Source organism: Mycobacterium noviomagense, from assembly GCF_010731635.1.
Taxonomy (GTDB): domain Bacteria; phylum Actinomycetota; class Actinomycetes; order Mycobacteriales; family Mycobacteriaceae; genus Mycobacterium; species Mycobacterium noviomagense.
Genome location: NZ_AP022583.1, coordinates 1491595 through 1513146 on the forward strand (window position 1 = coordinate 1491595; position 21552 = coordinate 1513146).

Sequence of the window (21552 nt, forward strand, 5' to 3'; positions counted from 1 at the left end):
GAGTGTGCATCCAGCGCGTCGAGTGCGAATGCACGGGGCGCGATTTCTGCCGATTTTGCGCTAGCTGCGGCTCAACAGGGCTTCGGTGCCGGCCAGCAGCGCGCATGTCGCCAACCCGTCGACGGCGTCGCGCAGATCTGGAATCGGCGGGAATGTCGGCGCGATCCGAATGTTCTTGTCGTCCGGGTCTTTTCGATACGGGAACGACGCGCCCGCCTCGGTGACCGCGATACCGGCGTCCTTGGCCAGCGCCACCGCGCGTCGCGCTGTACCGGGTAACACGTCGAGGCTGATGAAGTAACCGCCCTTGGGCTCGGTCCACGAGGCGATCTTGGAGTCTCGCAGCCGCTTGTCCAGGATTTCGAGCACCAGCGCGAATTTCGGCGCCAAAAGCTGCTGGTGGCGCAGCATCTGCAGGCGGACCCCGTCGGCGTCGCCAAAGAAGCGAAGGTGGCGCAGCTGGTTGACCTTGTCAGGGCCGATCGACTTCTTGCCCGCGTACTGCAGATACCAGGCGATGTTGCCCAGTGAGCCGCCGAAGAAGCTCACACCGGCGCCGGCGAAGGTGATCTTCGACGTGGATGCGAAGACGTACGGCCGGTTGGGGTTACCGGCGGCAGTGGCCAGGCCCAGGACGTCGACCTGGCGCGGAAAGTCCAGGGTCAGGGTGTGCAACGCATAGGCGTTGTCCCAAAACAGCCGGAAATCGCTTGCTGCCGTGCGCATTTGGACCAAACGGCGAACTATTTCCCACGAGTAGGTGATGCCGGTGGGGTTGGAGAACACCGGCACCGCCCACATTCCCTTGATGGCGGGATCGACGGCGACGAGTTCCTCGATCAGGTCGACGTCCGGGCCGTCCTCGCGCATCGGGATCGGGATCATCTCGATGCCCATGGTCTCGGTGATCGCGAAGTGTCGGTCGTATCCGGGGACCGGGCAGAAGAACTTGACCGTCGGTTCGTCTTTCCAGGGCCGCGGCGAATCGACGCCGCCATGCAGCATCGAGAACACGATGACGTCGTGCATCATCTCCAGGCTGGCGTTGTTGCCGGCGATCAGATTGGGCACCGGGATGCCGAGCAGCTCGCTGAAAATGGCCCGCAGTCCCGGCAGGCCGTGCTGGCCGCCGTAGTTGCGGGTGTCGGTACCCTCTTCGTCGCGGTAGTCGTCTCCCGGCAGGCTCAGCAGCGCATTGGACAAATCGAGCTGCTCGCCCGATGGCTTGCCGCGCGTGAGATCTAAGGCGAGCTTCTTCGCCTGCAGTTCGGCATAGTCCTGCTGGTGGCGAGCGTGCAGAGCCGTCAGCTCCTCACGGCTGAGCGAATGGAACGACACCGTACGCCTTTCACCGTCGAATGCCGTGGGCCAGTGGGATCGGTGCTGGGTCGGGCCGAGCGGTCGAGACCGACCTGGGGGGACCCCGCGCACCCGCCAGAGCCCGTTGACCCTTGCTGCCTTCCGGCCCTGGGGGAGTTCACAGGATAGACGCCGCGCGGGGTCCACCGCGAGTGTAGTACCCCGAAGCCGTGGTAATTGCCGCCAGGCAGCTACCATGACCGAGGAGGATTCGCCTAGTGGCCTATGGCGCTCGCCTGGAACGCGGGTTGGGTTAACAGCCCTCGCGGGTTCAAATCCCGCATCCTCCGCGCACGCGGTCCGAGGTGCGGCCAGGCACGATGGGTCGGCGTTTGGCCGCCCTTGGACCGGGTTCAGCTTGAGGAGGGGTATGGGGCGCAAAGTAGCCGTGCTGTGGCACGCGTCGTCTTGGATCGCTGCCGGCGCACTCTACTTCTTCTTCGCCATCCCTCGCTGGTACGAGCTCATGGGCAAGACGCCCCACGCCCTCGGCACGGCAGCACGCATCGGCTGTGGTGTGTTGATCGGGCTGACCGCGCTGCCGGTGGTGTTCACCTTGTTGCGTACCCGCAAACCGGAGTACGGCACCCCACAGCTCGCGCTGTCCTTGCGGACCTGGTCGATCGTGGCACACGTGCTGGCCGGGGTGCTGATCGTCGGCACCGCGATCAGCGAAATCTGGCTCAGCCTGGACGCCGCCGGTCAATATTTGTTCGCGATCTACGGAGCCGCCGCGGCCATCGCGTTGCTGGGCATCTTCTCCTTCTACCTGTCGTTCGTCGCCGAGCTGCCCCCACCGCCGCCCAAGCCCATCAAGCCGAAGGAAGCCAAGCGGCGGGGTCGTCGCAAGAAGCGCCGCAAGGACGAAGAAGCCGAGGCGGGCGAGGCCGAGGCAGGGGCGGCCGAGAGCGAGGAAGCCGAGGCCACCGAGGAAGCCGACGCCACCGAGGTCGCCGAGACCTGCGAAACTGTCCAGGCCCAAACCGACGCTGACGAATCTGAGCCGGCCGCCGAGGATTCCGCAGCCGACGAACTCCCAAGCGCTGAGGACACCGTCGCGGCGGAGGCGCCCAGAGGCGGTTTGCGCAACCGGCGCCCCGCGGGTAAATCGTCGTCGCGCCGGCGCCGACGCTCGCGCGGCGGAGTTGCCGTCGAAGATTAGTTCCGCCGACTCCGGCAACCGCTAGTAGGCCTATGCTGAGCGAGTGCCAAACAGCTATCGCGTGCTTCAGTGGACCACCGGCAATGTCGGCAAAAGCTCCGTGGCGGCGATCGCCGCGAACCCGGCATTCGAACTCGTCGGCTGCTATGCCTACTCACCCGACAAGGTTGGCCGCGACGTCGGAGAGTTGTGCGGCATCGACCGAGTAGGCGTCGCCGCCACCGACGACGTCGACGCACTGCTGGCGCTGAAACCCGACTGCGTCGTCTACAACCCGATGTGGATCGACGTCGGCGAGCTGGTACGCATCTTGTCCGCGGGCGTCAACGTGGTGACGACGGCCTCGTTCATCACTGGGCACAACTTAGGCCCGGGCCGCGAGCGTATCGCCGAAGCCTGCCGCAAAGGCGGATCGACGATCTTCGGCTCCGGGGTGAGTCCCGGATTCGCCGAGCTGCTGGCAATCGTGTCGGCCATGGTGTGCGACCGGGTGGACAAGGTCACGGTCAACGAGGCCGCCGACACCACGTTCTACGATTCGCCGGCCACCGAACTGCCGGTCGGGTTCGGCAAGCCGATCGACCACCCAGAGCTTCCGGCAATGACGGCGCAAGGCACGGCGGTATTCGGTGAGGCGGTGCGGCTGGTCGGCGACGCGCTCGGGATCGAGCTCGACGAGGCGCGCTGCGAGGCGGAGTATGCGCAAACCACTGCCGACCTCGACCTCGGTTCCTGGACCATCGCGGCCGGATGCGTCGCCGGGGTCTACGCGAGCTGGCAGGGAATCGTGGGCGGCAAAACCGTCGTCGAGCTCAACGTCCGGTGGCGAAAGGGCCAGACCCTCGAGCCGGACTGGAAAATCGACCAAGACGGCTGGGTCATCCACATCGACGGGCGGCCAACGGTGAAAACCACCGTCGGGTTCTTGCCGCCACCGGACTTCCAGGCCGAGACGATCGCCGACTTCATGACGCTCGGGCACATCATGACGGCGATGCCCACCATCAACGCGATCCCCGCCATCGTCGCCGCGGCGCCGGGCATCGCCACATATAACGACCTGCCGTTGACGCTGCCGCACGGCGTCGTTGCGCCGGCTTGCCGGCCAGCCGTCTAGCGGCGGGGTATAGAGGTGATCAAGTTTGCGCGGGTGGAATGTTCTGCATGACCCCTGCCAGGTCGGGGCAGTAATAACCGATGGCAGTGCCGAGGAACTGGTACGCCTGAACCTGGGTGGTGCCCCGCGGCAGGTTGTGCATCAAGAAACGAGACGATGCGGCAGCGTCGGGATCCACATGGTCACCGAGGCGCCGACAGGCGATCTTGGCCAAGTACGGGTTGTAGTCGTGCGGGCCGTAGATGCCGTAGGTCTGCAGCTGGTTGTCGAAATCAGTGTCGACGTCCGCGTGTGCCGGCGCAGCCAAAGCGATGGCCGCGGCGGCGAGGGCGACGAACGCCAGCCTGGTTGCCTTCATGCGCTGGATCGTACGCTCCGCATTCGACCCGTAATGCCGTCGCATGCGGCAAGACCGCCGGTCCCTAATCGACGACACCTTCAGAGTCGTCGTAGCCGCCTGCGTCGTACGGTGATTCGAAGCGTCGTTACCCACCTGTCCCATTATGGGGGACATTAGCCTCGCTAACCTATGATATCGGTACATTAGGCCGACTAATCTATGTCGTCAGTAAGGAGGGCACTCGACATGGCACGAGGCCTGGCGCTGCGGTTAGGGAACCATGGCCGACTCGGCTGCTGAGGTCGTATTTCCGTGGCAGCCGCGCATGTCGGCAGGCCTACTGGTGCGCCGGAGGATCTGTTGGGCACTGATGGCGCCACGGTGTCGCCGAACGGCTCAAGAGGCGCTGGGAACATCTGCGGCACGGGCGTCAGCGTTGGCCATTGAGGCTAGCGACGAGAGGGGCGACAGTTCCGATGTTTAGCTTTCTCAAACGTGTATGGCTGCCGTTGCTCATCGTGGTAGTCATCGCCGTCGGCGGATTCACGGTGTACCGGGTCCACGGGTACTTCGGTGCACACGGCACGTTCGGCGGCCCCAGCAACGAATTCCAGGACACTAAGCCGTTCCACCCCAAGGTGGTGGTCTACGAGATCTTCAGCCCCGACGGCACGGTGGCCGACATCAACTACCTGGACCTCAGTGCCGACCCCAAGCGGGTGGACTCAGCACCCCTGCCGTGGTCGCTCACGCTAAAGACAACCGACCCTGCTGTGAGCCCCAACATTGTGGCGCAAGGCCATAGCGACACCATCGGCTGCCGTATCACCGTCGACGGTGTGGTCAAGGACGAAAGGATCCGAAACGGCGTGAACGCCGAAACCTTCTGCATAGTGAAGTCCGCATGAGCGCCGACGCAACCGAGCAACCGACCGATGTCTTGCCGGCCCCTGTCGAAGCGGCTAAGTCGCGTCTGGCGCAGTGGATCCGTCGGCTGGCAGTACCGCTGATCCTCGTCTGGGTCGGGGTCACCGTCATCCTGAATGTGGTTGTGCCGCAGCTCGATACGGTTGGCCAGATGCGCTCGGTGTCGATGAGCCCCAAGGACGCGCCGTCGATGATCGCCATCAAGCGCGTGGGCAGCGACTTCCGTGAGTTCAAATCGGACAGTTCGGCCATGATCGTGCTGGAAGGCCAGCAACCACTCGGCGACGCGGCCCACAAGTTCTACGACGGACTGGTCGCCAAACTGCGGGCGGACAAGAAACACGTCGAGAACGTCCAAGACTTCTGGAGCGACCCACTGACAGCAGCGGGCTCGCAGAGCCCCGACGGGAAGGCTGCCTACGTCCAGGTATACCTGGCCGGGAATCAGGGCGAGAGTCTTGCTAACGAATCCGTCGAGACGGTGCAGAGCATCATCAAGAATACTCCGGCACCGCCGGGGGTGAAGGCCTACGTCACCGGGGCAGCCCCACTTCTTGCCGATCAGCACATAGCCGGCGACCGAAGCCTGAAAATGATCACTGCGCTCACCTTCCTGGTGATCATCGTCATGTTGCTGGGCGTTTACCGGTCGATCGTCACCGTGTTGCTGGTGCTGGCGATGGTCTTCGTCGAGCTGGCAGCGGCCCGCGGTGTGGTGGCGTTCCTCGGCTATTACAAGCTCATCGGGCTATCGACGTTCGCCACCAACCTGCTGGTGATGTTAGCCATCGCCGCCGCCACTGACTACGCGATTTTTCTGTTCGGCCGCTACCAGGAAGCCCGCACCCTCGGCGAGGATCGAGAGACGGCGTTCTACACGATGTACCGTGGGACGAGCCACGTGATCCTCGGGTCGGGCCTGACGATTGCCGGCGCCACCTTCTGCCTGCGCTTCACCCGGCTGCCGTACTTCCAGACACTTGGCGTCCCGCTCGCGATCGGCATGCTCGTCGTGGTCTTCGCCGCGCTCACCCTGGGAGCCGCGGTCGTCGTCGTGGCGAGTCATTTCGGTCTATTAGAACCGAAACGGGCGATGCGGATCCGCGGCTGGCGAAAGATCGGTGCCACCATCGTGCGCTGGCCCGGACCCGTCCTGGCGGCGGCAGTGGCGGTCGCGTTGGTCGGCCTGGTGATGTTGCCCAGCTACCGAGCAGGCTTCGACAACCGCATTTACATGCCCAGCGACATCCCGGCGAACCTGGGCTACGCGGCAGCCGACCGGCATTTCTCGCAGGCGAGAATGAACCCAGACATGCTGCTGATCGAAACCGACCACGACATGCGCAATCCGGCCGATTTTCTCGTCATCGACAAAGTGGCCAAAGCGGTCTTCCGGACATCCGGCATAGGACGCGTACAGGCCATCACCAGACCGCTGGGGACCCCGATCAACCACACGTCGATCCCGTTCGCGATCAGCATGCAGGGCACCACCCAGCAGCTGAACATGAAGTACATGCAGGACCGCATGAAAGACATGCTGCGGATGGGTGAGGAAATGCAGATCACGATCAACAGCATGGAGAAGATGCTCGACATCACCAGACAGATGTCGGAAACCACGCACAGCATGGTCACCAAATTTCACGGTATGGTCGGCGACGTGCAGGAATTGCGAGATCAAATCTCGAATTTCGACGATTTCTGGCGGCCTATCCGTAGCTATTTCTACTGGGAGAAACACTGCTACGACATCCCGATTTGTTGGTCGCTTCGATCCATATTCGACGCGCTCGACGGCATCGACACGTTGACCGATGACATTCAGAATCTGATGCCGGACTTGGACCGCCTGGACACGCTGATTCCACAGATGCTCACGATCATGCCGCCAATGATCGCCACGATGAAGAACATGCGTGTCATGCAGCTAACCATGCAGCAAACCATGGGCGGCATGCAGGATCAGATGGCAGAGATGATGAAAGATCAGCAGGCGATGGGCCACGCGTTCGACGATGCCAAAAACGACGACAGCTTCTATCTGCCGCCGGAAGCCTTCACCAACCCCGATTTCAAGCGCGGGATCAAGATGTTCCTGTCGCCCGACGGCCACGCGGTCCGGATGATCATCTTCCATGAGGGTGATCCCGCGTCGCCCGAAGGTATCTCGACCGTCGAACCGATGAAACACGCCGTGCACGAAGCCATCAAGGGCACACCATTGGAGGGATCGAAAGTTTACCTCGGTGGGACCGCACCGATGTATAAGGACCTGTCCACCGGCGCCATATACGACTTGATCATCGCCGGGGTAGCCTCCCTGTGTTTGATTTTCATCGTCATGCTGGTCGTCACGCGCAGCATCATCGCGGCGGCCGTCATCGTCGGCACCGTGGTGCTGTCGTTGGGCAGTGCGGTCGGGCTGTCGGTGCTGATCTGGCAGCACATCGTGGGCCTCGATCTGCACTGGATGGTGCTGGCGATGTCGATCATCATCCTGTTGGCGGTGGGTTCGGACTACAACCTGCTGCTGGTGGCGCGGTTCAAAGAAGAGATCCACGCGGGCCTGAAGACCGGCATCATCCGCGCGATGGGCGGTAGCGGCTCTGTTGTCACGTCGGCCGGCCTCGTGTTCGCCTTTACCATGATGTCCATGGTGATCAGCGACCTGCGTGTCATCGGCCAGGTCGGCACCACCATCGGCCTTGGTCTGCTGTTCGACACGCTGGTGGTGCGCTCCTTCATGACGCCGTCCATCGCCGCGCTGCTCGGCCGCTGGTTCTGGTGGCCGCAACGGGTCCGCGTTCGGCCGGCCAGCCAGTTGCTTCGGCCATACCCACCGCGTCCGGTGGTACGCCAGCTTCTGGCGGATGCGCCGTGACAGCAGCCGTTGCGCTATGACAGCAGCCGTTGCGCTACCGCTCGGGAGCTAGTGTCGACTACCCGAACCGCCTCGCGGGTGCGTTTCGAGGCCGACGGTGATCTCCTGGCGCGGCTGTTCTGACCGCTCCGGGGACCGGAGGTTCTGTTTAGGGTTTAGATGACCGGTCGCAGCGGTCGCCTTGCACGCCGGATCATGCCGGGATCGTGACCGCGACGTCGAACCCTCTGCCGCGAAACTTACGGTGGGGCAAAGGATTCGCCGCTTTCGGATCGAGCGCCAATTTATCCATGGCCGCCCCTTCTCCTGCGTGCGGGACACTCATCACCGCCGGTCACCGCCGACAGAAATTCATCTCCCCCGGAGAATAACCGCGCCAACGCCTTCTATCCCGGCCGCTAAATACTTCTTCAACACAGCCAACCGCAAAACAGCGTCAAGCGGAATCCCCTAGGGCCGGTAGGTTACCGCTCACTAGAGCTTAATAGCTGAGCCGCCGGCGATCTGCGGATAAACTGGCGACTCCGCTACCAGTCCCACACCGACATGTCACCCGGTGGATACTCGGCGCAGTGGTCGGTTTCTTTCGCGACAACGCCCTTATTGTTGAAGAAAATCTTGAAGTTGTTAACCCACTGGATCGACATAGGATCGCGCACACCCGGTTCGTACAAGTGGTCCGAGTACTGCCTGCGCTCCGCGGGCGACAATGAGAAGAACCAGTGCGCCTTGTCTTGGACCGCCTGCTGGAAATTCTGGTGATTGTGGTAGTCGTTCATGTACCGCTCGTAATAAACCGGAGCGTAGTCTCTGGCGGCCGCCAGTATTTGCTCGGCCGTGCACGTAGTGTTGATCATTCTCCGAGGTATCGGGTAGTCATCTGTGGAGTCCGCTGCGGCGCGCCCCGGTAGGGCCGTCGCGGCGAGGCCGAGGGCGAGCACAGCCGCGCCCGCGCAGAGAACGGGTTTCCGGTAATAGCGACGCATGCCGTTTACTATAACGCCCGGACAAAGCCCTTTGCGCTGTCTCGGGGAATCGGTCAGGCGATAGTACCCGACCACCAGGTCCTGCCAACCAGGCCCGACAAGCGCTGGCGGTATGCCAGCATCGAGAAATGAGTGCGCGGATCATCGCGTGCCTCGTTGCGGCTGCCGCGGTGACGGCTGGCGCGCTGCTGACCACCGCGACTGGTGCGGTAGCCGATCCCTGCCCAGACAGTGAGGTGGTGTTCGCGCGCGGCACCAACGAGCCTCCCGGCGTCGGCGCGGTCGGCCAGGCGTTCATCGACTCACTGAGGTCGCAAGCACGTGGGCGGTCAATCGGCGTCTACGCGGTCAACTACCCGGCGACCGACGCGTTCGTCAGCAGCTCGTACGCCGGTGCCGGTGACGCACGGGGTCATATCGAAAACATGGCTGCGAGCTGTCCCGCCACTCGAATGGTGCTGGGCGGATATTCGCAAGGGGCGGGTGTCATCGACTTGGCGACCGACTCCATGCCGCCCCAGGTGGCCGACCACGTCGCCGCGGTGGCGCTGTTCGGCAATCCGGAAAGCACGTTCGCCAGGACGCTGGGCGGCGGCCGGCTCCCCACCATCAGCCCCCTGTACCGGCCCAAGACCATCGCCTTGTGCGTCGCCGACGACCCGATCTGTTCGGAGGGCAGAAATCCCGCTGCGCACGTCGCGTACATCCAATCGGGCATGACCAACGAGGCCGCTTCGTTCGCCGCTGGTCGGCTCTGACCGCTAAGGCGGTTACTTTTGTCGGCGTCCATGTCTTACCAGCCATCGGGTCACGGCGAACACCACGGGTGTGTCAGCATGCAGAGATGACTGTCCGCGAAATCGCTCGCATGCTCGCTGCTTCTGTGGTGACAGCTGGGGCACTGGTCAGCGCCACCATGCCGCCCGCTCAAGCGGACCAATGCCCCAACAGTGAGGTGGTGTTCGCTCGTGGCACCGGCGAGCCCCCCGGACTTGGTGGGGTGGGCCAAGCGTTCGTCGACTCGCTCCAGTCCCAACTCCCGGGGCAATCCATCGGCGTCTACCCGGTCAACTACCCGGCGACAAACGACTACGTCAACAGCGCGTTGGCCGGTGCCAGCGACGCCAGCGCTCATGTTCAGAACACCGTGGCGACTTGTCCCAACACCAAAGTGGTGCTTGGTGGCTATTCGCAGGGCGCGGGCGTGATGGACCTGGTCAGCAACCAGCTGCCGCCCCAGCCGGCCGATCATGTCGCTGCAGTCGCTCTCTTCGGTAACCCGTCGAGTAGCTACGCGAATTCGCTGACGAACGGTCAAATCCCGGCGGTCAACTCCGCGTATCGCCCCAAGACCATCGACTTGTGCATTCCCGACGACATCATCTGCGCCGAAGGCGGAAACATGGTCCCCCACCTGATGTATGTCCAGTCCGGAATGCCAGACCAAGCCGCCACATTTGTTGCCAGTCGGCTGCAGCCGTCATCGACATAGTGGTTGACCGGGCGAGTAGTCGACTACCCCATTCGTGCGGATCATTGGTAAACCGATGCGCGCAGGCCTACATTCAGTGCGGCGGCGAACGGTATGACTGATCCGAGAGCTGTGCTGCGACTCCCCCGACCGGCCAAGCCGAGCGCGGCCTCAACAACGCAGTGTGCACGAAGGGAGTCTGGACATGTCAGCGCAAGAGCACAACATCGAGCTGGTCAAAAACGGCTATGCCGCATTCGCGGCAGGCGACGTCGAAACGCTGATGAACCTATTCGACGACAACCTCGAGTGGATCCAGCCGGGCGAAAGCGCGATCAGCGGGACCCACCACGGCAAAGGCGAACTCGGCCAACTGCTGGCCCGGTTCGCCGAGAAGTCGTTGCGGGTCACGCCACGCCGTTTTTTGGCTGACGGCGATCTGGTCGTCGCCCTTACCGACATCACCGTTGGCGCGGAAAGTGGCCAAGACGCCGATGTGTTCACGCTGCGCGATGACAAAGTGGTGCGGGCGCAGGTGCACACCGACACGGCAATGATGGAGCGGGTGTACGGCAAGAAGCAGGTGGTGGCCGGCTAGGAGCTGCGCCCACGGATTCGGCCCGTCATCCATTCGGATGACGGGCCGGTCCATGTGGCTAGACGTTCGCGTTAAAGCCTGCGCGACCCACCAAGAGGCGTTCCGCCACGGCGACGGCCCGTGACTGCCTCGTAAGCCGCGATGAGGATGATGGCGACGACGACCCCGATGATCAGCGGGATCCAGGCGATGCCCCCATTGGCGTTGTGATAGCCGAACGCACTGGCCACCGCCGAGCCGATCAAGCCACCCACGGCACCGATCAGCACCGTCATGATCATGCCGATGCTCTGCCTGCCCGGCATGATGAGACGTGCCACCACACCGATAATGGCGCCCACGATGATGGCGAGAATTATTGCTCCGATCATTGCAGCTCCTGTCGTAACGGCGCCTGGATCCAGCGCCTTGTTCAACATGTGTTCCCCGTAGTGGCTGCCTTGTAACGTCGCGTGAGAGTGGCCGTTCGTGGCCTCAGGCCCTTGCGTCGCGCCTCCGTCCGGTTAACGCTCGCGGCACAGCGGACAACATCTTCACCAATGGCGAGTTGAGGGCGAGCCCCACGTAGGTGGCCACACCGACGCCGGTGAGCGCCGCGACGGCAGACGGCTTGGGCAGCCATCTCAGCGCGGCCACCGCCACGGCGGGCGGAGCGCTGAGCTGCGGATCGGACTCGCCCTGCCCACCGGAGGCCGCCGGCTGCAGCGGGGTCTTGGCGTCAAAGGTGTCCAGCATCGCGGGGACGAACGCCGCCATGTCCTGCGGGCCTCTACTGGTGACCAGATTTCCGTCGCGAACGACCTCGTGATCGAGCCACGTGGCGCCGGCATTCACCAAATCGTCGCGGATTCCCGGCCAGGAGGTCAGAGTCCGCCCGTTGAGAATTCCCGCCGACGCCAACACCCAGGGCCCGTGGCACAACGTGACAATCGGCTTGCCGCTTTCGGCGAACCCGCGCACGAACTCCCGCGCCTGCGCTGACTGCCGCAACAGGTCGGGGTTGATGAAGCCACCGGGCAACAGCAGCCCGTCGTAGTTGCCGGAATGGGCTTCGCTGACGGTCTTGTCGACGCCGACCCGGGTGGCCGGCATATGCAGATTGACACCACGTATCCGCCCGTGGCGCAACGAGACGACGTCGACCTTGGCGCCCGCCAACTGCAGAGCCCGCAACGGAACGACGAGCTCGATCTTCTCGAAACCGTCAGCGGCGAGGATGGCAATTTTGCGGCCCTGAAGCCGGCGCATGTTGGGCATGGCTTGCGGGTACCCGGCCCCACGCCTCGGCACACGGCGTGCGGGTTCTCCGCTGCAGCCGCTCAGTCGGTCCGCTCAGGAGGCTTTGGGACTTCTTGTCCGTCAGAGGACGGCTTGTTCAACCACTTCCTCAGCCGAGCCAGCTGATCGATCGCGATGCCAAGCCCCACCAGCGCGAGCGTCACCATAATCGCGGTGGCCATATCACCCATGGTGACAGCCGGGCGCTAACTCCCGGCCGCTTTGACCTCGATGCCGACGTGCACCCTGTCGATGCCGCCGCGCACGATCGAGTGCGCGTAAAACCACCATGCGTGATACCAGTACCGCTTGAGTACGGCGTTGTAGATGTGGCGGGTTTCCGACTTCGGTAGGACCCGGGCGATCGCTTCGACCGGTTCGCCCTTGGGTTTGCCCAACGCCGTACTCTTGGCGATCGTCACTCTAGGAGCGTTGCGAATTCGCTTGACTTTCCACGAGTAATCGTCGGTATGACGAGGAGCCGGTCGCCGTCCGGCACGCCCCAGATGGGTGTGGGCTTGGGGCGTCCATCCTTGGTGAACGTCGTCAAGAGCAGGTACTTGGATTGGATGACGTCGTTGAAACTGAGAGCCAGCTTTCTCGTTCCTTTCCGTGACTGGGGTGTGTCCCGGTCGCGCTTTATTTACTGTCTCGCGCGTGGCACCAGTCTTAGCCGACACGCTCGATCCAGAAGCAGTCGATACCGCTGTGTGATAGCCGGTCACAGACAGGTGTCAGTTGGTCGTCAGTTGTGCTCTCAGCCTCGACGCGAGGTGGCCACCTGGGTGCAGTCAGTACACACTGCGGGTAGTCGGCAACCTCAGAGCCGGACCAGGGGGCGACACCATGCAGGCAGACGCGCACAACGACACGGGGCGCGAAGAGCGCCGCGCACAGCTTGAGCAGCGTCGCGCAGCAGTCGCACGCGAGATGCGCCGCCTGGCGAAGGAGTTGGCAGACATCGACAGGCAGCTTGACGAGATCGAGCAATCAGACCGCTGACTGAAAGACCACGACCCGCTGAAGCGGGCCACGGTGGTACCGTCGATGTGCCAGCGGGATAGGACGAGCACAGATGAACGTCGACGACGAATCCGTGACAACGCTGGAGGACCTCAGAGGCGATCTGGCGCAACGGTACAAGTGGACACCGAGCAGCGGGGCCTCCGTCGACCCATCGGTTGTTGATGCCGACATGGCGGCCTTGGACCGCGACGGCTACGTGATTTGGGAGAACCTACTCAGCGCCGGAGACTGCCGGGAGATTCGTGACGTTGTGCGGCCCTGGCTGGGGCACACCGGGCGGAACTCGTTCGAGGGCAAGCGCACTCAGCGCGTCTACAGCGTGCTGAGCCGGACCCGGCTGTGCGACCGGCTTGTCGATCATCCGCGGGTGCTGGCCGTGCTCGACCGGTTGCTGATGCCCAACTACCTACTTTCCGCGTTGCAGGCCATCAACATTCAACCGGGCGAGTCCGCGCAGCTGGCTCACCACGACGACGGGTTCTACCCGATCCCCCGTCCCCGGGAGCCGTTGGCCGCCGCGACGATCTGGGCGATCGACGACTTCACCGCGGACAACGGGGCCACAGTTCTCTACCCGGGCAGCCACCGTTGGGGCAAGCGGCGGCCGGGCCCAGACGATCCCGCGTTACCTGTCGTGATGCCCGCCGGTTCGTGCGTGTTCTTCGTCGGCACGTTGTGGCATGGCGGAGGGGCTAACACTACTGCGCGCGACCGCCTCGCCGTCACCGCGCAATACTGCCAGCCGTGGCTGCGACCGATGGAGGCCTTCACGCTGTCGGTATCACGCGAGATCGCTCGAGCGGTGTCCGACGACATTCGCCGCATGCTGGGCTACAGCATCCATCCGCCGTTCGTCGGCGCGGTCGACGGCTTGCATCCGCTGCGGTTGTTGGACCAACCCTAGACGTGCCTGGCCGCTTCTTGGGCGAGCTGCACGCGGGAGCTCAGGCCGAGCTTGGTGTAGACGTGGGTGAGATGGGACTGCACGGTACGTGGAGAGACGAAAAGCCTTGTGGCGATATCGTTATTGGCCAGTCCTTCGCTGACCAGTCGTACGACGTCACGTTCGGTCGGGGTGAGCGAGGCCCAGCCGCTGGCGGGCCGTTTGCGTTCACCGTGGCGGCGCTGCGCGTAAGCGATCGCCTCCTCGGTGGACAATGCCGCACCCTCTGACCAGGCGGCTTCAAAGTCATTGTCGCCCATGGTATTTCGCAGTGCCACCGTGGCTTCGTCGGCGAAGTCGTAGATCTTGAAGCGCACCGAGCCCATACGCTGCCGGATTGCCTGTGCTGCGCCGAAAAGCCGCGCCGCTTCGGGGTGGCTGCCGGCCTCGCCGGCGAGAGCGGCGAGAGATTCGAGGATGTCAGGAACGTTCAGGTGCGCACCGGTGCTCGCCGCGAGCGAGAGAGCCTCGTGTGAATCACGTTCGCCCTGCTCAAACTCACCCGCTGCGATCGCAACGCGGGCGCGCATCAACAGCGCCGCCGCCTGGAAGCCGCCCCAGGAGGTCGACACGGCAGCGTCGGCCCAGCGGCGGGCCGCGACCAGATCCCCGCCCGCCAGCGCGGCCGCAGCACTGTACGTGCGCTGCAGCGCCGCCATCTGCGGCAGGGTAGTCACTTGCGGCCAGGCGTCGGCCGCGTCCTGCAGCGCCGCTGCATCGCCGCCGGCCATGGCCGAGAAACTCAGCGCCGCGTATCCGTAGGCTGCGTACGCCCCGCCAACCTCGGCGGCAGCGTTGACGGCCGCCTCGGCGGCGGCTCGGGCCGCGGCCACTTCACCTTGCAACGCCAGCACGACGCCCTGGCCCCCGAGGCATTGCAGCTCCATGAGCCCATCGTGGGCGGCGCGGGCGTCGGCCAGCAGGTCGGCGAGTTGTGTGGCCGCGCTGGCGAGTTCGCCCTGATGTATCTGTGCCCAAGCGAGACAGTAGCGGCATATGCGCGAGTTGTACCGGTCGCCGATGGCATCGGCGAGGTCGCGTCCTTCTTCGGCGGGCGCGCGCGTCGCGAGCGGGTCAGCGGCGTGGTTCGCTGCGCGTGCCTGCCCGGCGAGAATCTGGCTAAGCCGCCATCGGTCGCCCAAATCTCGGGCCAGGCCGATCGCCTCGGCGAAGTACGGCCCGGCCGCCTCGGCGCTGAGGGCGGCGACAATGCCGCAGGCGGTCAGCGCCCGTACCAGCAGCGCCGCGTCATCGATCTCGCGCGCGATCGTCAGGGCCTGCTGGGCCTGATCCGGGCTGTCGGCATCGCCCAACCAGACGCCGAGCACGGCCCTGTCGGCGAGTGCCCGCGCCCGCACCGCGAGCACCACCTCCGCGCGCTGGACGTCGAGATCGCTAAGCGCGGCGTCGAACCAGGCCAGCCCTTCCCGGACGCGACCCCGCGCTTGCCATAGTGGCTGCAGCGACGACGCCAACGCCAACGCCGGCTCGATGTCGTGGTTCTCCAGACTCCAGGCGAACGCAGCGCGCAGGTTATCGATCTCGGTTTCGGCTTGCTCAAGGCGCTGTTCGTAATCACTGCCTGCTGGCGCGTCAAGCGGGGCGGCCATCGCCGTGTAGTAATCACGGTGACGCGTCCGCACGGTGTCGGCCTCGCCGGACTCTACGAGTTTTTCCTGGGCGTACTGGCGCACCGTTTCCAGCAAAAGGAATCGCGTTGCGCCACTGGCGTGTTCAGCCACGACAAGGGACTTGTCTACCAGCAGGGTGAGCAGGTCCAGAACCTGGAAGCGCTCCACATCACCGGATCCGGCTACCGCTTGGGCGGCGTCGAGATCGAATCCACCCATAAAAACTGCCAGTCGACGGAAGAGCACCCGCTCAGGTTCGGTCAAGAGCGCGTGCGACCAATCCACCGAGGCGCGCAAGGTCTGTTGGCGGCGCACCGCGGTCCGCGCACCACCGGTCAGCAGCCGGAATCGGTCGTGCAGGCTGTCGAGGATCTCATCCAGCGATAGGGCGCGCACACGTGCCGCAGCAAGCTCGATCGCCAGAGGTAAGCCATCGAGGCGTGTGCAGATCTCCTTGACCGTCGCGGCATTGTCATCGCAGACAGCGAAGTCGGGCCGAACACGTCGAGCCCGGTCCTCAAATAACTCGACGGCTTCATCGGCCAGCGACAATGACGGCATCCGCCAACCGACTTCACCGGCAACCCCGATCGCCTCACGGCTGGTAGCCAACACCGTCACGTCGGGACCTGCGCCCAGCAGAGCAACGACCATTGCCGCGCTGGCATCCAGTAGATGCTCGCAGTTGTCCAACACCAATAGCATCTGCCGGTCGGCGACGAAACGGGTGAGGGTGTCCATCGTGGAGCGGCCCGGTTGATCGGGTAACTCCAATGCGCGGGCCACCGCAATAGGCACCACGTCGGGATCGGTGATCGGCGCCAGATCCACATACCAGATCCCGTCGGCGAACTCCTCGGCCAGCCGGGCCGCGATCTGCACCGCCAACCGGGTTTTGCCCACCCCTCCGGTGCCCGTCAAAGTGACCAGCCGGTTGTGCGCCAACAATTCCCGCACCTGAGCCAACTCCGCATCGCGGCCGACAAATCTGCTCAACTGCACGGGAAGATGCTGGGAAGCAACGGTCTTGGTAACACGCAGCGGTGGGAAGTCGTTGCGGAGGTCAGGGTGGCATAGTTGCACCACCCGCTCGGGGCGCGGCAGGTCTCGCAGCGGATGGGTGCCCAGATCGGTCAGCCATGCACCGTCCGGCAGTCGATCCACCACCAGATCGCTTGTGGTCGCAGATAATACGGTCTGACCGCCGTGGGCTAGATTGCGTAGCCGCGCCGTCCGATTGATCGTCGGGCCCGCGTAGTTGCCCTCATTGCGCAGCTGCACCTCGCCGGTATGCACACCGATGCGCAACCGGATCGGCGCCAACGGGGCACGTTGCAGCTCCAACGCCGCAACCACCGCATCCGAGGCCCGGGCGAATGCCGCCACGAAGCTGTCGCCCTCGCCCTGCTCGACCGGGCGTACCCCCTCATGAGCCGCGACGACATCGCACACGACTTGGTTGAAGCGCGCGATCGCGTCCGTCATTTCCTCAGGCTGCGTCTCCCACAGCCGCGTGGAGCCTTCGACGTCTGCCAACAGCAGCGTCACCGTGCCGGTGGGCAGAAGCCCGCTTACGCCCAACTCGCTCCAGTTCAGCAGCGGTGTGTCCGCGCGTTCGCTCATGCTAGCCACCATGCGGCCACCACGGGCCGCAAAACATCGGCAAAAACGCGTAGAAGTGTGTTCTAGAGCGCGGCTTTGTAAACTATGGCCCCCACCTCGATAACTTTGGTATTACCACATGGTATTACCATTTGATAGGCTGGCTCATATGAGGGTGACGAGTAAAGGCCAGGTAACGATTCCATTAGTGGTGCGGCGCAAGCTCGGGATCGAGCCGGGCTCCGAGGTCGAGTTTGAACTCGACGAGCGTGGCGCCCGGCTAGTGCGCGCCGAGACCGCCCGGGGCAAGACGATTGCCCGTCGGATGCGCCGCCGCGGCACGGTCGCGATGAGTACCGACGAGATCATGGCGCTCACCCGCGGCGACGAATAGCTCGCCGGTGGCCGGTACGCTCGTCGACTCAAACGTGCTGCTCGATCTGTTCACCGAGGACCCCCGCTGGTGTGACTGGTCTGAGGTGCGGCTTGCCAACGCCTTTGACCGTGGGGCAACGCTGATCAATCCGATCGTCTATGCCGAGGTCTCAATCGGCTTTGAGCGGATCGAAGAACTCGAGCAGGCATTGCCAGTGGAGCTTCAACGCGAGGCCTTGCCATGGGAAGCGGCCTTTCTGGCCGGCAAATGCTTCATCGAATATCGGCGACGGGGAGGCCAGAAGCGCTCGCCGCTGCCGGATTTCTACATTGGTGCCCACGCCGCGGTGACCGGACGTGCGCTACTGACGCGCGATCCCCGCCGCTATCGGTCGTTCTTTGGCCGCCTCGAGCTGATCTCGCCGTGAACGTCACAACTTCGACGCCCAAGTAGTCGTTGGTGTAGACACACGCTCAGTGCCGTGCTGCTTCTTGGACGAGCTGCACGCGTGAGGTGAGGCCGAGTTTGCTGTAGACGTGGGTGAGGTGGGATTGCACGGTCCGCGGTGAGACGAAAAGCCTTGTGGCGATGTCCTTGTTGGGCAGCCCTTCGCCGACCAATCGGACGACGTCGCGCTCGGTCGGAGTCAGCGATCCCCAGCCACTGGTGGAGCGTCGGCGCTCGCCGCGACCGCGTTGGGCATACGCGATCGCTTCCTCCATCGAGAGGGCAGCACCTTCGGCCCAGGCGACGTCAAAATCCTGCTGCCCCAACGCGTCCCGAACTGCCGCCACCGCGGCGTCGTAGCCTGCCTGATACATCGGGAAGTGGGCTTGCCCGGTGCGCTGCCGGATGGCATCGGCCGCGCCGAACAGCCGCGCCGCGTTGTGATGGTTGGCGCCGTCGGCGGCCAACCGGGCCAGGCATTCCACGGTGTCGGGCAGGCGCAGATATCCGTGGGTGCGGGCGGCGATCGCCAGGGCCTCATGCGCGTCGCGCTCGGCCTGCTCCGGCTCACCCTGGGCGATCGCCACGTAGGCGCGCGCCGTCAGCGCGACCATCTGGTACCAGCCCGGTACCACCGCGACGGTGTCGTCAGCCCACCGGCGAGCAGCGGCCAGATCACCGCACGCCAGGGCAGCCTCGGCCAGCGGGTTGGCGCCCCGGATGAAGACCTCGCGCTGCGGAACGGTGTGCCGCCAGGCCACCTCGCAGGCCTGCCTCGCGGCAGCAGTGTCGCCGCCGGCCAGGGCGGCTTGGGCGAACACTGCATACACCGCGTCGCGGTAGACCCCGCCGATCGCATCCGAGACGGCGAGTGCGGATTGGGCCGCGGCGTACGCGGCGACCGCGTGTCCTTGGTATGCGAGCACCAGGCCCTGGCTCACATAACCAAGGACCGCCGTGATCAGGTGGCCAGCCGCCTGCGCATCCTCGGCTGACGAACGGAGAACCCGGCTGGCGTCAGCGAGATTTCCCTGCGCCGCCATCGCGAAGCCCAACCACGCGCGGCAGTTCCCCGACAGGAACCGGTCGCCCAGCGCGTCGGCAAGGTCTCGTCCTTCCTCGGCGGCCGCGCGCGCTGCCGTCGGCTCGCCGGCAATACCAGCGGTGCCCGCCATCCACAGGAGGATTCCGCATAGCGTCCAACGATCACCGGCCGCGCGGGCCAAGTCGATCGCCTCGGCGAAGTATGGTGTGGCCACCTCGGCGGTGTAGGCACCAAGCATCCCGCACGCCATGAGGGCTCGAGTGATCAATCCCGGGTCGTCGAGCTCACGGGCGATGGCCAGGGCTTCCCGCGCCTGATCCAGGCTCGCGGCGACGCCCGTCGACGCCGCGAGGAAGCTATTGTCCGCGACCGCGCGCACCCAGACGGCCGGCGCCACCTCCGGGTGGCGCTCATCGGTTAAGACGGCGTCGAACCCGGCCAATCCTTCCCGGACACGTCCGCGCCGTTCCCAGAACGGATACAGCGACGACACCAGCCGCAACGCCGTCTCGACATCGGAATTCTCCCGGCTCCAGGCGAACGCGGCGCGCAGATTGTCGATCTCGACGTCCGCCCACTGCACCAGCCGCTCATCGCCGGCCTGCACCTGCGATTCCAGCGCGGCGGCGGCTTGCGTGTAGTAGTCGCGGTGACGGGTGCGCACATCGACGGCTTCCCCGGATTCGCTGAGCTTCTCCAACCCGTACTGGCGCACCGTCTCCAACAACCGGTACCGCATGCCGCCGCCGGCCTCCTCGGCGACCACCAGGGATTTGTCGACCAACAGGCTCAGTTGGTCAAGGATTTGGTAGCCCTCCACATCGCTGCTGGCGCCGACCGTCTGGGCGGCATCCAGGTCGAATCCGCCCATGAACGCCGCCAGCCGGCGGAACAACACCCGTTCGGGCTCGGTCAGCAGCGCATGCGACCAATCCACCGAAGCCCGCAACGTCTGCTGGCGCCGCACGGCGGTTCGTGCTCCGCCGGTCAGTAACCGGAACCGATCGTGGAGGCTGTCGACGATTTGCGTCAGCGACAACGCACGGGTGCGTGCCGCAGCGAGCTCGATGGCCAGCGGCATGCCATCGAGCCGCCGACAGATCTCGGTGACGAGGCCGACGTTGTCGTCGCTGACACGAAAGTCGGGTCGGATTCGCCGGGCCCGGTCGGTGAACAGCTCGATGGCCTCTTCGTCCACTGATAGCGATGGCACGCGCCAGGTCAGCTCACCGGGTAGGCCGAGCGGTTCGCGGCTGGTGGTCAGAATTGTCAGTTGCGGGCAGGCATCGAAGAGCTCGCCGATCATCTGGCCGCACGCGTCGAGGAGGTGCTCGCAGTTGTCAAGAAGCAGCAGCATTTTGCGGTCGCCGACGAAACTCAGGAGTATTTCCATGGTCGAGCGGCCCGGTTGATCGGGTAGGCCAAGCGTGCGGGCGACGGTCAACGGCACCGCGACGGGATTGGTGACCGGTGCCAGGTCGATGAACCAGACGCCGTCCGGAAACTCGCCGACGAGCCCGGCGGTGACCTGCACGGCCAGTCGCGTCTTTCCGGCGCCACCGGCCCCGGTCAAGGTGACAAGCCGGTTGTCGGCGATGATCTGCCGCAACCGGATGCTTTCGGTTTGTCGGCCAATGAAATTGGTTAGCTGGGCCGGAAGATGCTGTGACACCGTGGCTTTGGCGACGCGCAGCGGCGGAAATTCGTTGCGCAGATCGGGATGGCACAGTTGCACAACCCGTTCCGGGCGAGCGACGCCACGCAGCTCGTGCGTGCCCAGGCCGGTCAGCCAAGCGTCGGCGGGCAGCGCGTCAACGACGAGATCCTCGGTCGTGCCCGAAAGCACGGTCTGGCCACCATGAGCCAAATCCCGCAGCCGCGCCGTCCGATTGATGGTCGGGCCGATGTAATTGCCCTCATCGCGCAACTGGACCTCGCCGGTGTGTACGCCGATCCGCAGCCTGATTGGGGCCAGCGGCGCCCGCTGCAATTCCAATGCACATGCCACCGCATCGCTAGCCCGCGCGAATGCCACCACAAAGCTGTCACCCTCGCCTTGTTCCACAGGGCGCGCCCCGCCAAAAGACGTGAGCAGATCGGACAGCGCGTGATCCAGCCGAGTGAACGCCGCGGTCATCTCCTCGGGCTGGGTTTCCCATAGCCGCGTGGAGCCTTCGACGTCTGCCAACAGCAGCGTCACCGTGCCCGTCGGCAAAAGCGCGCTCACGCCAAGCTCACTCCAGTCCACCAGCGGTATGTCCGCGCGTGGATCGATCTGGCTCATGCTAGCCAGCGTGCGGCCGCAGCAAGCAGAAAACATCAGCGGAAACGCGCATCTTCGACACCTTGTGCAGCGCAAA

The 21552-nt window shown here is 64.6% G+C and carries 18 protein-coding genes, 1 tRNA gene, 1 other RNA gene and 2 pseudogenes; 12 read left to right on the forward strand and 10 right to left on the reverse strand.

Translation table 11 applies throughout. The features are described from left to right. Positions 1–60 precede the first annotated feature (60 nt). A complete protein-coding gene (locus G6N15_RS07095; RefSeq protein WP_083089821.1) occupies positions 61–1338 on the reverse strand; it encodes an aminotransferase class I/II-fold pyridoxal phosphate-dependent enzyme in 1278 nt (425 codons plus the stop codon). Between the two features lie 74 nt (positions 1339–1412). Continuing rightward, an RNA gene (ffs, locus tag G6N15_RS07100) (signal recognition particle sRNA small type) lies at positions 1413–1507 on the reverse strand. A 56-nt stretch (positions 1508–1563) separates the two neighbouring features. On the opposite strand from ffs, the gene G6N15_RS07105 reads away from it, so the two are divergent. The 3 genes from G6N15_RS07105 to G6N15_RS07115 all read left to right on the forward strand — a co-directional run bounded on the left by G6N15_RS07105 (position 1564) and on the right by G6N15_RS07115 (position 3638). After that, a tRNA-Ser gene (locus G6N15_RS07105) sits at positions 1564–1649 on the forward strand. A gap of 80 nt (positions 1650–1729) precedes the next feature. Next, positions 1730–2521, forward strand: a complete 792-nt coding sequence (locus G6N15_RS07110) for a hypothetical protein (RefSeq protein WP_083089822.1) — start codon at positions 1730–1732, stop codon at positions 2519–2521. A gap of 43 nt (positions 2522–2564) precedes the next feature. After that, positions 2565–3638 (forward strand): NAD(P)H-dependent amine dehydrogenase family protein, encoded by a 1074-nt coding sequence (locus tag G6N15_RS07115; RefSeq protein ID WP_083089823.1) that lies wholly within the window; start codon positions 2565–2567, stop codon positions 3636–3638. A 19-nt stretch (positions 3639–3657) separates the two neighbouring features. Here the strand turns inward: G6N15_RS07115 and G6N15_RS07120 are convergent, their stop codons facing one another. Next, positions 3658–3996, reverse strand: a complete 339-nt coding sequence (locus tag G6N15_RS07120; RefSeq protein WP_083088927.1) for a DUF732 domain-containing protein — start codon at positions 3994–3996, stop codon at positions 3658–3660. Between the two features lie 458 nt (positions 3997–4454). Between G6N15_RS07120 and G6N15_RS07125 the strand changes: the two genes are divergently transcribed. After that, complete coding sequence (locus G6N15_RS07125; protein ID WP_083088928.1) at positions 4455–4886, forward strand: MmpS family protein; 432 nt, start codon at positions 4455–4457, stop codon at positions 4884–4886. Continuing rightward, positions 4883–7789, forward strand: a complete 2907-nt coding sequence (locus tag G6N15_RS07130; RefSeq protein WP_083088929.1) for an MMPL/RND family transporter — start codon at positions 4883–4885, stop codon at positions 7787–7789. The genes G6N15_RS07125 and G6N15_RS07130 overlap by 4 nt, the downstream gene beginning before the upstream one ends. Positions 7790–8316: 527 nt before the next feature. On the opposite strand, the gene G6N15_RS07135 is transcribed toward G6N15_RS07130, so the two are convergent. Further along, a complete protein-coding gene (locus tag G6N15_RS07135; RefSeq protein WP_083088930.1) occupies positions 8317–8775 on the reverse strand; it encodes a DUF5078 domain-containing protein in 459 nt (152 codons plus the stop codon). Between the two features lie 128 nt (positions 8776–8903). Between G6N15_RS07135 and G6N15_RS07140 the strand changes: the two genes are divergently transcribed. The 3 genes from G6N15_RS07140 (at position 8904) to G6N15_RS07150 (ending at position 10844) form a co-directional block, all read left to right on the forward strand. Then, positions 8904–9533 carry a cutinase family protein gene (locus tag G6N15_RS07140; RefSeq protein ID WP_083088931.1) on the forward strand — a complete coding sequence of 210 codons (630 nt, stop codon included), beginning with the start codon at positions 8904–8906 and terminating at the stop codon, positions 9531–9533. Positions 9534–9619: 86 nt separating this feature from the next. Next, entirely contained in the window at positions 9620–10267 is a 648-nt protein-coding gene (locus G6N15_RS07145) for a cutinase family protein (protein WP_083088932.1), read from the forward strand. Between the two features lie 184 nt (positions 10268–10451). Further along, the gene (locus G6N15_RS07150; protein WP_083088933.1) at positions 10452–10844 is read left to right on the forward strand and encodes a nuclear transport factor 2 family protein; all 393 of its coding nucleotides are present in this window, start codon (positions 10452–10454) and stop codon (positions 10842–10844) included. 71 nt (positions 10845–10915) lie between these two features. On the opposite strand, the gene G6N15_RS07155 is transcribed toward G6N15_RS07150, so the two are convergent. The 4 genes and pseudogenes from G6N15_RS07155 to G6N15_RS07170 all read right to left on the reverse strand — a co-directional run bounded on the left by G6N15_RS07155 (position 10916) and on the right by G6N15_RS07170 (position 12717). Then, the gene (locus G6N15_RS07155; protein WP_083088934.1) at positions 10916–11215 is read right to left on the reverse strand and encodes a GlsB/YeaQ/YmgE family stress response membrane protein; all 300 of its coding nucleotides are present in this window, start codon (positions 11213–11215) and stop codon (positions 10916–10918) included. A gap of 337 nt (positions 11216–11552) precedes the next feature. After that, positions 11553–12101: pseudogene (locus tag G6N15_RS07160) on the reverse strand (type 1 glutamine amidotransferase domain-containing protein); the annotation flags it as partial. Positions 12102–12163: 62 nt separating this feature from the next. After that, positions 12164–12304, reverse strand: coding sequence for a hypothetical protein (locus G6N15_RS07165; protein WP_163747862.1), 141 nt, complete (start codon positions 12302–12304; stop codon positions 12164–12166). Positions 12305–12328: 24 nt separating this feature from the next. Continuing rightward, positions 12329–12717 (reverse strand): annotated as a pseudogene (locus G6N15_RS07170) (PPOX class F420-dependent oxidoreductase). A gap of 251 nt (positions 12718–12968) precedes the next feature. Between G6N15_RS07170 and G6N15_RS07175 the strand changes: the two are divergent. Together G6N15_RS07175 and G6N15_RS07180 are read left to right on the forward strand one after the other, a co-directional pair. Beyond that, a complete protein-coding gene (locus G6N15_RS07175) occupies positions 12969–13124 on the forward strand; it encodes a hypothetical protein (RefSeq protein WP_163747976.1) in 156 nt (51 codons plus the stop codon). Between the two features lie 73 nt (positions 13125–13197). Next, positions 13198–14052, forward strand: a complete 855-nt coding sequence (locus G6N15_RS07180; RefSeq protein ID WP_083088936.1) for a phytanoyl-CoA dioxygenase family protein — start codon at positions 13198–13200, stop codon at positions 14050–14052. Here G6N15_RS07180 and G6N15_RS07185 read toward each other — a convergent pair. After that, positions 14049–17357 carry a helix-turn-helix transcriptional regulator gene (locus G6N15_RS07185; protein WP_083088937.1) on the reverse strand — a complete coding sequence of 1103 codons (3309 nt, stop codon included), beginning with the start codon at positions 17355–17357 and terminating at the stop codon, positions 14049–14051. The two genes, G6N15_RS07180 and G6N15_RS07185, sit on opposite strands and share 4 nt — an antisense overlap. 136 nt (positions 17358–17493) lie before the next feature. Here G6N15_RS07185 and G6N15_RS07190 point away from each other — a divergent pair, with 136 nt between their 5' ends. After that, a complete protein-coding gene (locus tag G6N15_RS07190; RefSeq protein ID WP_083088938.1) occupies positions 17494–17718 on the forward strand; it encodes an AbrB/MazE/SpoVT family DNA-binding domain-containing protein in 225 nt (74 codons plus the stop codon). A 7-nt stretch (positions 17719–17725) separates the two neighbouring features. Further along, entirely contained in the window at positions 17726–18127 is a 402-nt protein-coding gene (locus G6N15_RS07195) for a type II toxin-antitoxin system VapC family toxin (RefSeq protein WP_083088939.1), read from the forward strand. A gap of 46 nt (positions 18128–18173) precedes the next feature. Here G6N15_RS07195 and G6N15_RS07200 read toward each other — a convergent pair whose 3' ends face one another. Further along, positions 18174–21476, reverse strand: a complete 3303-nt coding sequence (locus G6N15_RS07200; RefSeq protein WP_083088940.1) for a helix-turn-helix transcriptional regulator — start codon at positions 21474–21476, stop codon at positions 18174–18176. Between the last annotated feature and the right edge of the window lie 76 nt (positions 21477–21552).

Excerpts from the sequence above, each read along its gene's own strand:
- G6N15_RS07110 (WP_083089822.1), top strand. The coding sequence starts at position 1,730 with ATGGGGCGCAAAGTAGCCGTGCTGTGGCACGCGTCGTCTTGGATCGCT.
- G6N15_RS07140 (WP_083088931.1), top strand. The coding sequence starts at position 8,904 with ATGAGTGCGCGGATCATCGCGTGCCTCGTTGCGGCTGCCGCGGTGACG.
- G6N15_RS07175 (WP_163747976.1), top strand. The coding sequence starts at position 12,969 with ATGCAGGCAGACGCGCACAACGACACGGGGCGCGAAGAGCGCCGCGCA.
- G6N15_RS07125 (WP_083088928.1), top strand. The coding sequence starts at position 4,455 with ATGTTTAGCTTTCTCAAACGTGTATGGCTGCCGTTGCTCATCGTGGTA.
- G6N15_RS07200 (WP_083088940.1), bottom strand. The coding sequence starts at position 21,476 with ATGAGCCAGATCGATCCACGCGCGGACATACCGCTGGTGGACTGGAGT.
- G6N15_RS07150 (WP_083088933.1), top strand. The coding sequence starts at position 10,452 with ATGTCAGCGCAAGAGCACAACATCGAGCTGGTCAAAAACGGCTATGCC.
- G6N15_RS07190 (WP_083088938.1), top strand. The coding sequence starts at position 17,494 with ATGAGGGTGACGAGTAAAGGCCAGGTAACGATTCCATTAGTGGTGCGG.
- G6N15_RS07165 (WP_163747862.1), bottom strand. The coding sequence starts at position 12,304 with ATGGCCACCGCGATTATGGTGACGCTCGCGCTGGTGGGGCTTGGCATC.
- G6N15_RS07120 (WP_083088927.1), bottom strand. The coding sequence starts at position 3,996 with ATGAAGGCAACCAGGCTGGCGTTCGTCGCCCTCGCCGCCGCGGCCATC.
- G6N15_RS07130 (WP_083088929.1), top strand. The coding sequence starts at position 4,883 with ATGAGCGCCGACGCAACCGAGCAACCGACCGATGTCTTGCCGGCCCCT.
- G6N15_RS07180 (WP_083088936.1), top strand. The coding sequence starts at position 13,198 with ATGAACGTCGACGACGAATCCGTGACAACGCTGGAGGACCTCAGAGGC.
- G6N15_RS07145 (WP_083088932.1), top strand. The coding sequence starts at position 9,620 with ATGACTGTCCGCGAAATCGCTCGCATGCTCGCTGCTTCTGTGGTGACA.
- G6N15_RS07155 (WP_083088934.1), bottom strand. The coding sequence starts at position 11,215 with ATGATCGGAGCAATAATTCTCGCCATCATCGTGGGCGCCATTATCGGT.
- G6N15_RS07185 (WP_083088937.1), bottom strand. The coding sequence starts at position 17,357 with ATGGTGGCTAGCATGAGCGAACGCGCGGACACACCGCTGCTGAACTGG.
- G6N15_RS07135 (WP_083088930.1), bottom strand. The coding sequence starts at position 8,775 with ATGCGTCGCTATTACCGGAAACCCGTTCTCTGCGCGGGCGCGGCTGTG.